This is a genomic window from Enterobacter sp. DC1 (assembly GCF_000568075.1).
Lineage (GTDB): Bacteria > Pseudomonadota > Gammaproteobacteria > Enterobacterales > Enterobacteriaceae > Enterobacter > Enterobacter asburiae.
This window is the reverse complement of the sequence record NZ_AZUA01000002.1, coordinates 652,311-664,454: the sequence shown is the minus strand read 5'-3', so window position 1 is coordinate 664,454 and position 12,144 is coordinate 652,311. Positions and strand designations below refer to the sequence as shown.

8 protein-coding genes are annotated in these 12,144 nt (G+C 50.2%); all 8 read left to right on the top strand.

What is annotated here, in order from left to right:
- Positions 1-6: 6 nt before the first annotated feature.
- Positions 7-867, top strand: a complete 861-nt coding sequence (locus tag P346_RS12645; RefSeq protein ID WP_032659269.1) for a DUF4123 domain-containing protein — start codon at positions 7-9, stop codon at positions 865-867.
- 1 nt (position 868) lies between these two features.
- Positions 869-3,454: a T6SS effector BTH_I2691 family protein gene (locus P346_RS12650; protein WP_032659267.1), complete on the top strand. Its 2,586-nt coding sequence runs from the start codon at positions 869-871 to the stop codon at positions 3,452-3,454.
- 1 nt (position 3,455) lies between these two features.
- On the top strand, positions 3,456-4,433 hold the full coding sequence (locus P346_RS12655) for a DUF6708 domain-containing protein (protein ID WP_050597631.1): 978 nt from the start codon (positions 3,456-3,458) through the stop codon (positions 4,431-4,433).
- A gap of 59 nt (positions 4,434-4,492) precedes the next feature.
- Complete coding sequence (locus P346_RS12660; protein WP_050597630.1) at positions 4,493-5,470, top strand: DUF6708 domain-containing protein; 978 nt, start codon at positions 4,493-4,495, stop codon at positions 5,468-5,470.
- 2 nt (positions 5,471-5,472) lie between these two features.
- Positions 5,473-5,739 (top strand): PAAR domain-containing protein, encoded by a 267-nt coding sequence (locus tag P346_RS12665; protein WP_032659264.1) that lies wholly within the window; start codon positions 5,473-5,475, stop codon positions 5,737-5,739.
- Positions 5,739-6,950 carry a hypothetical protein gene (locus P346_RS12670; protein WP_152537854.1) on the top strand — a complete coding sequence of 404 codons (1,212 nt, stop codon included), beginning with the start codon at positions 5,739-5,741 and terminating at the stop codon, positions 6,948-6,950. The genes P346_RS12665 and P346_RS12670 overlap by 1 nt, the downstream gene beginning before the upstream one ends.
- Positions 6,951-7,386: 436 nt before the next feature.
- The gene (locus tag P346_RS12675) at positions 7,387-10,503 is read left to right on the top strand and encodes an ImcF-related family protein (RefSeq protein ID WP_238555268.1); all 3,117 of its coding nucleotides are present in this window, start codon (positions 7,387-7,389) and stop codon (positions 10,501-10,503) included.
- The gene (tssA, locus tag P346_RS12680; protein ID WP_032659256.1) at positions 10,503-12,104 is read left to right on the top strand and encodes a type VI secretion system protein TssA; all 1,602 of its coding nucleotides are present in this window, start codon (positions 10,503-10,505) and stop codon (positions 12,102-12,104) included. The genes P346_RS12675 and tssA overlap by 1 nt, the downstream gene beginning before the upstream one ends.
- Positions 12,105-12,144 lie beyond the last annotated feature (40 nt).

Genomic DNA, 12,144 nt, shown 5'->3' with positions numbered 1-12,144 from the left:
CGACTGATGATTAATTACCTGGAGCAGCCTTTGCAACTGGCGGACCATCAATATGCAATAATTGACCGCATGCGGGTGCCAGAATTGCCCGAAAGCTGGCCGCGTATAGAACTGGTTACGCCGATGCTGGCACCGCAAGCCCATCTTTACCCGTGGCTGATACCGTTGCATGAGCTTCCGTCTGTTGAGTGGAGGATGTTGATGGCTGACCTTTCGCGATGCGCTGATCCAACTTCACCGCCGACGTGCGTCCTTTTATTGTCCAGTCAGCGCCCGATTAAGATCGTACACAATCTGCTGGTTAATGCTCTGTTTTTTAAGGATGCACACCAAAAGGGACATATCCTGCGTTATTACGATCCGCGAGTGTTGTTTCATCTGCACTGGATGCTGAACCCATGGCAATTGTTTAACCAGCTACCCGCCCAGGAAATACCGTACTGGACATTCTGGCTGGAGGGAGAGTGGCACACACTGGCGTTCCCGGCTCGAGTTTCTTGCCAGCCCGGAGACCAAACAGAAATTCCGCTAGCGCAATTACAGCGCAGTGGACAGATAAACCTTACTCTGGAAAAACTGCCACGCAATGTCAATATGGCGCAGCGCCAGCAAAGTAGTCGAAAAATAGATGCATTGCTTGTGCAGGCGATGACATGTGGACTGCCGACCCAGGAAGATCGTATTGCATTTGCGCTGCATGGATTAGTTCAGCCAGAAGGTTTCTGGATAGCTCCGAAGATGGCGGCATTTCTGGCACAGTCCCAACAGGCTCCTGACTATTATCGTGATGTAACCAGTAACTGGGATGAACATCTCTGGCAGGAGATAACCCAAATGCAGCCTTATAATCATGCATGGAACAATTAATATGAGCACACAAAAAGGCTGTAAGTTCTGTATACGCTATGGGTTGCCACTTTTACCCGTTCGCCCGGCGATCGTGGCAAAGGATGATGCATTACCTCTATTGCCGGGCAGCGTCACTGTACCAGCAGTTGCAAAGGGCGAAACTGCATGGACGGGACGCTTGCTGCGTGAGGGCTATTTATACATCTGGTCTGAGTCAGGTAACCGCTGGATAAATTATTTTGTCACTTGCGAAGGATATTATTACCCGCTGCCTGAAAATGGAGATGTGCCTCCTGATATTGTAAATGGTAAGGCAAAGCCATGCGTTACTCAGCCAGAAGAACTGGCGAGTGCATCACTGATAACGCTTCCGGTAAAGCCCTTGGGCATGAAAAACGGTGTGTTCTGGTTCTGCTGGTCCGAAGTGGAATGGACACCAGCGGTCCGCACAAAGCATGAAAAAGCGTCTTATCGCATTCAGTATATGCAACCTTTTGACATGGATGCCTGGATTAATAGCGGTAAGGCGGACCAGGTTATTGCAATATCGACGCTGACTGAAACTGTGGCGGAATATAGCAGTGAAGGAAAAAACAGCAGCGCCAGGATATGGTCCCCTGCACCATGGAAAGCTGCCACGACATTTGAAGCCCTTTTAATTAAAAAATCGGCAGACAAGCTTTACCCAAATAAAGGGGCAATGATTGTGCTGCAGGATCCACCTGCAGTCTTGCAGGATCTCTCCGCCGTTATAGACTTTGAATTGCAAAAAAACGTCTACAAAAAAGCCGAATATCAACGGGAGCTTGCTCTGGCTTCTGCAATTACTGGTTTGAAAGAATCGATGAATCGCCAGTTTGAACGGGACTCTATTGAGAAGAGTGAGAGCGAAGAGCGAATGGCGCTTTATGGTCCCTTTGGCTACGCCGGGAATAGCGATGTTCCGGATAATATGTATACCTCGATCGGTGATCGGAAAGTAAAACCTGAGGCAGCCAGGAAGTGGGCGGAGTATGAACAATACTATGAACCATCAAAAGTGGCTGACTTTCAGAAGAAATTTAATAAAATTTTACAGCAGTATAACGACAGTGTCGTAAGTCCACGCACCGAAATGTATCTTGAGTGGATAAAGGGCAGCGTATTGCTCGAATATTTTAAGCATAATTTTGATGCCCAGGAATTGAGAAGTGGTATTGAATATGTCCAGACGCTGAATTACTGCATTGCCGGGATGCAGGACAAAGTGGGGGTCATTCGTCATTTTAATGATTTGTTGTCAGGGACACCCACGGATGTAACAAATATACTGGCTCGTGCTTTAATATTGAATCAGGATGTTCTGGCTGAAAAGTTAGCTAAAGCTACTGAAGGCTTTTCGGACTGGTTTGCCATTCCATGGAATGGGATCGCCGATGCTTTTAAAGATGGTATCGAAAAAATGCGTGACAATGCTGCCGGTGTGGCAGGAATATTCATTGGGTTACTTTCAGGTATATTAACAAAACAGATCGCACAGGCATTAGAATCAAACAAAGTCTACGGCTGTTTAGTTGCGATGGGTGCAATAACAAATAAAGCACTAGTTCCTTTAGAAAAAACAGGGAAATATAAAGAGTTTGTTTCTGAAGTGGTCACGCAACTGGCTAAGGAAAGCGGACTGGACAGCAGAGCAAATAAAGACAGCTTACGACATTATGTCAGACGGGAGTTAAGACGACTCAGGATCGACGGGTTGCCAGTGGAAGTTGAGGAAACAAAAAAATTTCTGGTCATGGTTGATATTGACAAAGTACACGAGATGGCATCGCTGCCACCCAAAGAGCGTGCTATTGCATTGAGTAAATTACTTCGAATATCAGCAGATGTTGAGGCTCAGCAATTTAGCCGCTGGCAGGGGGCTGTCCAGCGTGGAGTCACAAAAGCCGGGCAGGCTATGCCATTTACATTGGGGGTATGTTCCGGGATTCTTCAGGTTGCAGCACTTTTTATTTCTGCTGATATTCACAATAAAAAAACACTCACTGCCGATCAGGGAGAAGCGCATTCCCGATTTTGGGCGGGCGTATTAGGTCTTGGAAGCACGACATTAGGCATTATCGAGACCGGTATTAAACAATTTCGGTTATTTGCCAATGCTGCGTCGAGGCTCCGGGTTTTCAGCGCTGAAACCTTTCTCCGATGGGTTGGTTATGTGGGAAAAGCATTTGGTGTGGTGGCTGGGGTGATTGCAGTGGGATATGATATTTTCCATTCGTTTAACGAATTTAACAAAGGGCATACCGGACTTGCTGTTGCTTACGGTCTTTCAGGGTTCGCTGGTGCTTGGGTGGCTGTTGCAGTCGTTGCCGCTTTACCTGTTATCGGAACGTTTATTGCCGTTGCGATTTTAATAGGCACGGCTATTTATCTGGCGTTTCAAAATCGCGACAATATTCAAAAGTGGCTGGTACAATGTAAATGGCGAAGAATACCTATTGATCCAGACGATACAAAAGAGAAACAAGATAAATATAAGAAGATAGAGGCAGCCGAACTGCCTGTATGGCCAACCATGAAAATGGAAATGGATGAGCTTAAATTAGCGTTGGGAGTGGGGGGGTAAAATGGATTATTACGGTCTTTTTCCTAAGTTTAAATTAAATCGTGAGCTTAATGATGAAGAGATAAAGCATCAGCTAAAACAATACCAGGTAACTAAACTGGATGGGCAATCTATAGTTCCTGATATGAAAGTGATAACACTAAATTCCCATTATCTGGAACTGGTTGATAAATACTTCTCAGCAAAAGGGTTTTTGAGTCTGATTGCTGCATTTGTTTTTTTTTCAGCATCTCTGTTTTACCTTGCTGTTCTTCTTGACACCGTTCCATATCTCCGGTGGATGTTTTCGAAAAATGAAAAATCTCTTTTGATTTTCACTTTAATGTTGATTCCGGCAATTCTGTTTTCATTCAAGCTTCTAAAAACAGAATGGTTTGCCTGGACACATTACCCCATTCGCTTTGACAGAAAAAACAGACTGGTGCACGTATTCCGGTTAAATGGTTCAGCCTACAGCGTTCCCTGGGATAGCGTTTTTTTTACCACAGGGCTGAGCCACAGAAAAGATGCGAACAAAGACTACTACATCAGCGGTCATGTGCTGGCGGATGATAACAAAACCGTGATTGACACCTTCTGTCTGCCGGCCACGCATTCGGACAGGAAGCAGCTTGAAAGGCACTGGGAGTTTGTCCGACGTTACATGGAGGAAGGGCCTGAGTCCGTCATTGGGGTTGTTGATTTTTGCCTGCCCATCGCAAAAAAACGCGAAGGCTATCGCTTTGGTCTGCTCTATCTTTTATCCGGCTTTAACGGCGCACTGTTATTTCTGTTCCCGCTCCTGTTTGTGCTGGCCTTCATTTTCAGCATTCCGCGCTACCTGGCGATGGTGACAAGCAGAGTGCCCGCCTGGCCTGAGAGTATTGAGTCACTGTGCCGGGTTGATAAAGATGACCCTTATCGGGTCGATGCTTCTGGTAATCCTGAACATCCATGGCGAAATCTTTTCAGGAAACCATCAGCAAACAACAGGAAATAAAGATGAAAGGTATGTTGGAATAGGATGAGGTTAAATTGGCTCCGGGAGTGTAGAATAAAATGGATTATTACGGTCTTTTTCCTAAGTTTAAATTAAACCGGTCTCTTAATGATGAAGAGAGAACGCATCAGCTAAAACAACATCAGGCAACTGAACTGGATGGACAAACTTTAGTTCCTGATATGAAAGTGATAACACTCAATTCCCACTATCTGGAGTTGGTTGACAAATATTACTCAGCGAAGGGTTTCGGTGGGTTTGTCGCTGCATTTGGCTTTTTTTCTACGTCACTACTGTACCTCGCTGTGTTGATTGACACCGTTCCCTATCTCAGATGGAAATTTTCTGGTAGTGAAAAAATACTATTGATTTCTACTTTAATGTTGATTCCCGCCATTCTGTTTTCATTCAAGCTTCTAAAAACAGAATGGTTTGCCTGGACACATTACCCCATTCGCTTTGACAGAAAAAACAGACTGGTGCACGTATTCCGGTTAAATGGTTCAGCCTACAGCGTTCCCTGGGAAAGCGTTTTTTTCACCACAGGACTGAGCCACAGAAAAGATGCGAACAAAGACTACTACATCAGCGGTCATGTGCTGGCGGATGATAACAATACCGTGATTGACACCTTCTGTCTGCCGGCCACGCACTCGGACAGGAAGCAGCTTGAAAGGCACTGGGAGTTTGTCCGACGTTACATGGAGGAAGGGCCTGAGTCCGTCATTGGGGTTGTTGATTTTTGCCTGCCCATCGCAAAAAAACGCGAGGGCTATCGCTTTGGTCTGCTCTATCTTTTATCCGGCTTTAACGGCGCACCGTTATTTCTGTTCCCGCTCCTGTTTGTGCTGGCTTTTATTTTCAGCGTTCCGCGCTACCTGGCGATGGTGACAAGCAGGATGCCCGTCTGGCCCGAGAGTATTGAGTCACTACGCCGGGTTGATAAAGATGACCCTTATCGGGTCGATGCTTCTGGTAATCCTGAACATCCATGGCGAAATCTTTTTAGTAAACCATCAGAAAACAACAGGGAATAAAGATGAAGGGTATCATTCGTATCGGTGATAAAACCACCGGGGGCGGCCAGGTTATGGATGGCTCAAAGAAAATGAAATTTGCCGGTATTGGTGTGGCGCGTAAAGGCGATCCGGTCAGTTGCCCGATATTAGGCCACAGCCCTTCTTTTATCGCTGAAGGGCATCCAACTATGAAGGATAATGGCGTACCAGTTGCGTTTCACGGATATAAATGTACCTGTGGATGCACACTGATCGCTTCTTTAAGTAATGCGACTACGAGTAAATAATGCCCGTTGATCTTACCTGTATTCCACCACGTGCAAAACGACAATCTGCACCATCCTTTAAGCGCTGGGTGATACTCCTGGTTGTACTTATTATGGCCGGAGCGGGGATCACCGCCTTTTTCTGGCCTACGAGCTCGCCCACTCATACGGCTACGTTCTGGTTTTGTTTTCTTGGAATCCCCACAGTCATTGGTGGGGTTGCATTTGCGTTTCGCTGGCTGATTTATCTTGCTGGGGAATGGCTGGCAGATGGCTGGGATGCGGCCAGGGAGTGGGATCTTGCTCAGGATATTCGGTCCGGTCAGCGTAGTCTCGGTATGTTAGGTTACGTAGTTCACCTGCCCCATGTCATTTCAGCTAAATCCATTTCGCAACAGATGCTGATATCCGAAGGTATTATATTGCCTGCAAAGGTGGACGAGACAGGCGAGTTGCTTATCCACCACGCCAGTTTTAGCGATATGGGATTACCTGTACTGGTGAGAGTAAAAGAACGGATAAACTCCTTGCTAAGGGAGACTGCGCTACAAAACGTGTTTCAACGCATGCCCCAAAAGTCCCCCCTGGCTGTGTTATTTCAGTTCAGCCCGGATATATCTTTATCACTCGAAGAGCTCGCCGCGATAAAGCAATTGGTGCAAAACAGCATTGGTTTCCCTTTCAATATTACTTTTATCAGCGGGGAAGGATTACAGGCGATTGATGCGTGGCTTGATAGACCAGATGCGATGCAGACCCTGCTTGTTATTACTCTGAACCTTACTGAAAAAATCATAGATGGTACCGGGGAAGCGGCGGCAGCACTATTGATGAGTTCACCTGAAAGACCTGAGGTAAACCGGAACGTTGTGGCTCAGGTCCATCGACCTGAACAGATGAAGACTACGCAGGATATGAGTAGCGCGCTTATACAGGCGTTACACTGGGGAGAGTCTGCTCCAGAAGAGATAAAACAGATCTGGTTAACGGGCACGGGTGTCAGCAATAAAGCAACCGCCTTGCTCTCAACCTCTGGTGTTCGATTTCCTGTTGCCGGACAACCTTGTGATATTGATTTAAAAACGGGGCTGACGAGGAATGTTTCACCCTGGCTTGCGATAGCTGTTGCCGCTGACCAGGCTGGACAATCAGAATCATCACAGCTTGTTGTGTACGTTCCGGACGAAAATATATTTCCCTGGTTTATGACTGTTTGCCCTGTAACGAAATAATTCCCCAGCATTATCCATTGTCTGCGAACCGATGAGTTTACTTTCGGTTCCAGTTTTCCCACGACTGATAAAACTGCCATCAGCTTTTTGATCGGAGTGCACTGAAGTGACGCGTCTTTTGGCAATATTTAAAAATACAACGTTCCAGCTATGGCTGATTCTTTTGTTTCTTTTTGTAGTGGGAACGACGGTTTTCTGGTTACTTGAATTCTCTCCCGAAACGCTGGGAGTGATTGATGGTTCTGTCCAGCAAGGATATTGGTTTTTCACCTGTGCGCTGCTGACTGGCGGTTTGGTGTTTTTTATTATTTTATTTTTTATTGTCACTCGCCTGTTCGGTGAGAAGAACTATAAAGCTGTTAAAACTGTTGCAACCGGAAAAGAATCAACGGCTCAGGCGGAAAAGAAAAAGGATAATAAATACTGGAATGAATATTTGACTCTCAGAACATCTCTCCGCCGTAGATACACCTTCTTCTGGCACCACAAAATCCGTCTGCTGCTGATTACTGGCGATGAAGCCGCGATTGAACAGCTTGTTCCAGGCCTGAAACAGCAGCAGTGGCTTGAAGGCAATCGTACCGTACTGATTTATGGCGGCAGTCTGGCTTCTGAGCCCGATCGCGAAAAATACACCGCGCTGCGTAAACTTCGCCGGGGACGTCCACTGGACGGGGTTATCCGTGTAATGCCTCCAGCGTTTAACCTGACACCGCAGATGAGTGACAACGATTTACGCGGTCTGGAAAAAATCAGCGAACTGCTGCGTTATTCCGCTCCGGTATGGTTATGGCAACTGCGCGACAGTAAATGGTCGCAGGCTAAGCGTATTGAGCAGGTGGTGGGGGCTCATTTCCCGCTGCGCGCTAAAGAAAACGACATTATCGGTCAGCTTGAACTGATGCTGCCGGCATTGCGGACGCAAGGGGTGAACCAGGTCACTGAGAACAACTGTCACGATTTCCTGCTACGTCTGGGCCAGCACCTCGAAGACGGCGGCATTGCCCGTTGGGCTCAGCAACTGGCGCCATGGCTCTTTGTCTCTCAGCAGCGTGTTCCGCTGCGTGGCCTGATATTTAGCTGCCTGCCGGACAAAAAGTCTACTGACGCAGAGTCCTCTATCGCGTCTGTACAGCGTCATGCCCTTACTCTGCCTGTAACCTGGCAAGGTATTATTGAAGACTGTACCCGAGTACGTGGCCGCCGTGTCGGTGTGGCCTGGGAGCAGACGCTTGCATGGACATTGATGGCTATCATTGGTGTCTGGGGGGCTGGGACGCTGCTGTCATTTGCGGTCAATCGCCAGCACATTGTCTCCGTCGCTGAACAGGCTCATGCCCTTGTCGAGCATTCTTCCGTATCCGACTATCAGCTGACGGCACTGCATGAACTGCGAAACGATGCCGGCCGCCTTTTGCATAATGTTCAGGAGGGAACTCCCTGGTATCAGCGCTTCGGTCTTGACCATAATCAGCAGTTGCTAAACGCAATGCTGCCCTGGTATGGCGTGGCGAACAACCGGCTTATACGTGACCCGGCAAATGCTGTCCTGATGCAAAAGCTTACAGCCCTGATCAACTCAGCGCCAAACAGCGACCAGCGTGCACAGCTGGCGAAACCGGGTTATGACCAGCTTAAAGCCTGGCTGATGATGGCCCGTCCGGATAAAGTCGACGGCGTGTTTTATGCACAAACTATGAAAACCGTGCAGCCAACGCGTATGGGGATATCCACTGGGTTATGGCAAAGCCTGTCACCGGATTTATGGGCCTTCTATATCTCTGAACTGCCAAAACAACCACAGTGGAAAATCACGCCGGATGCACAGCTGGTTAGCCAGAGCCGCCAGGTGCTGTTGCAGCAGATTGGCCGCCGCAATGCAGAAAGCACGCTGTACGAGAATATGCTCAAATCGGTACGCCGTAACTTTGCCGATGTGTCCCTCGAAGACATGACCAGCGGTACCGATGCGCGGCGACTGTTCACCACCGATGAAGTAGTGCCGGGCATGTTCACTCGCCAGGCCTGGGAAGGGGGCATTCAGCAGGCTATCGAAAAGGCCGCAAACTCTCGACGGGATGAGATTGACTGGGTGCTGAGCGATTCCCGTAAAGCCGTATCGGCGGACATGTCGCCTGAAGCGCTCAAAGCACGCCTGACTGAGCGTTACTTCACTGACTTTGCCGGCAGCTGGCTGAACTTCCTTAACAGTCTGCGCTGGAATCCTGCGAACAATATTGCCGATGTGACCGACCAGCTGACGCTGATGAGTGATGTCCGCCAGTCTCCACTGATTGCCCTGATGAATACTCTCGCCTGGCAGGGGCAGACCGGCCAGAAAAGCGAAGGCCTTTCGGACTCCATTATCAAATCGGCAAAAGATCTGGTTGGTGGAAAAGACAAACCCGCAATTGACCAGTCTGCGACAGGTCCACAGGGGCCGCTGGATGAAACTTTCGGTCCGCTGCTTCAGCTTCTCGGCAAAAACATGGGCAGCAACGTCATGTCGGCTGACAACTCTCTGAGCCTGCAGACCTATCTGACCCGTATCACCCGCGTGCGTCTTCGCCTGCAGCAGGTGGCCAGCGCTTCTGACCCGCAGGAGATGATGCAAACCCTGGCGCAGACCGTATTTCAGGGAAAAAGCGTTGACCTGACCGACACCCAGCAATATGGCAGTCTGATTTCGGCAAGCCTTGGTGAAGAGTGGAGTGGTTTTGGCAGCACCATGTTTGTGCAGCCGTTGACCCAGGCCTGGGAGACCGTGCTCCAGCCGTCGGCGGCGAGCCTGAATGACAAATGGAGCCGATCCGTAGTGGCGAACTGGCGCACCGCCTTTGAAGGGCGCTTCCCGTTTGCAGCGAGCAAGAGTGACGCCTCTTTGCCGATGTTGGCAGAGTTTATCCGTAAAGACAGCGGGCGCATAGATCGATTCCTGACCACAGAACTCAATGGAGTGCTTCACAAAGAAGGCAGCCAGTGGGTACCTGATAAGGTCAATAGCCAGGGGCTGAGCTTTAACCCGGCTTTCCTGCGGGCCATTAACCAGCTGAGCGAACTTTCAGACATTTTGTTTACCGATGGCAGTCAGGGCATCAGCTTCGAGCTGCAGGCACGCCCGGCAACGCAGGTTGTAGAAACTCAACTGACCATTGATGGACAAAAGCTGCACTACTTTAACCAGATGGCTGACTGGCAGTCCTTCCGCTGGCCGGGAGACACTTATAAACCAGGGGCGATGCTGACATGGACCTCCGTTAATGCGGGCGCGCGTCTTTTCGGGGACTACCGCGGGAGCTGGGGCTTTATTCGCTGGCTGGATCAGGGCAAGCGCCAGCAGCTTGACCGCAGTCAGTGGATGGTCACTTACACCGCCCCGGATGGTCGTATCCTGCAGTGGGTACTGCGTTCACAGCTGGGTAGAGGGCCGTTGGCATTACTGGAACTGCGCGGCTTCACGCTGCCGGATCAGATTTTCAGCGTTGACAGCGCGGCCACGGCTCAGGCTCTGATGGCCAATACGGAAATCAATGACATGGATGGAATCGAATAATGAGCACTTTGCAGAATCTGATTGCCGCCTGTCAGGCGGAAGAAACTGAGCTGCGGCAGCAGGCGCAGGCGCGCACGGAACGCTGGTACCCCTGGCTTGCCCCTGTCAGCGATACCTGCCCTGCAGGGGAGGTACCGGGATATGACGATGATTTTCAGCGTATCAGAGAGGAGGTTAATAAACTCTCCGGCATCGATACCGGGTTGATTTGTACGCTTGCCGAAAAACTGCTGACCGCTACCGCCAAAGATATCCGTATTGCGACCTATTACTGCTGGGCCCGTCTGCACCAGGACGGCGAGGCTGGCTTTGGCGAAGGGCTTGAACTGCTGGCGGGATTACTGCAGCGCTATGGAGCGCAGCTTCATCCGCAGCGGGAGCGAAGCCGTAAACCGGCGCTGGAGTGGCTCGCAGGCTCTCGTCTGCTTGATAGTCTGTCCCTGTGGCCTGAAGTGGTACGCGACGATGCTATGCGTACAGTCGGTGCGCTGTTGCTCATCCGCAGCTGTCTTGAGGCTGAGCCAGAAGCGTCGCGGCCGGATTTGAATGCGCTTTACAGCGCGCTGGAGTCCCGCCTGATGAAGGCCGGTGGCGTGGATGCTTTGGTTCCACAGAACGCCAGTAACACCCCTCAGCCACAGACCTCTGCACACACGGCAGAGCATGACGCTCCAGCCCTGAGCCGCATCACGTCCGGTCAGGATTTGTTGACTCAGGCCCGTACCCTGGCGGGGTATTTGCGTGAACAACCCGATGGCTGGCTTCCCGCACACCGGCTGATGAAAAGCCTGCGTCATGACACGCTGAGAGCGATCCCTGCACCGGATGCAGAGGGGAAAACGCGCATTGAACCGCCGCGGGCTGATCAAAGGGCCATGCTCAAACGATTATATCTGCAGCAGAGCTGGCTGGAGATACTGGAACAGGCGGACAGCACCTTCTCGCGTGGTGCTAATCACCTCTGGCTGGATTTGCAGTGGTATATCCACCAGGCTCTGGTGAAATTGGGTCAGGATGTGCTGGCCGACATCATCATCGCCGACCTGAGAGGGCTGCTGAGACGCCTCACCGGACTTGAAACCCTGGCCTTTAATGACGGAACGCCGTTTGCTGATGAGGTCACGCTCAACTGGATAAATCAAAGCGTGCTGGACGATATGTCCAACTGGCGTGATGAGCCGGTCAGCGCTGTCAGTGAGACGGGCAACGATATTCTGGCCCTCGAGCCGGAAGCGCTTGAGAAAGCGGATTCGGATGGCCTGGATGCCGCACTCCACTGGCTTCAGACACGTCCGGGGTCGGACTCCACGAAAGACAAATGGCTGCTGCGTCTGCTGATGGCCCGCGTGGCCGAGCAGAAGGGCAGGAATGAACTGGCGCTGCATCTGCTGGGTGAACTTGATGGTGCGGCGGAATCAATCACCCTTACGCAGTGGACACCGGCGCTGCTGTTTGAAGTGAAATCGCGTCGCCTCAGACTGTTGCGTATAAAAGCCACCCGCAGTGAAACCGACAAAGCACGGCTTCAGCCTGAGATGGACCAGCTTCTGGCCGGTCTGATTGCGCTCGATCCGGCAAGCAGTGCGGTGCTTTGCGGGTAAAACGCCCGGCCTACCTTTAAAATTCATATATTCAGGTTTT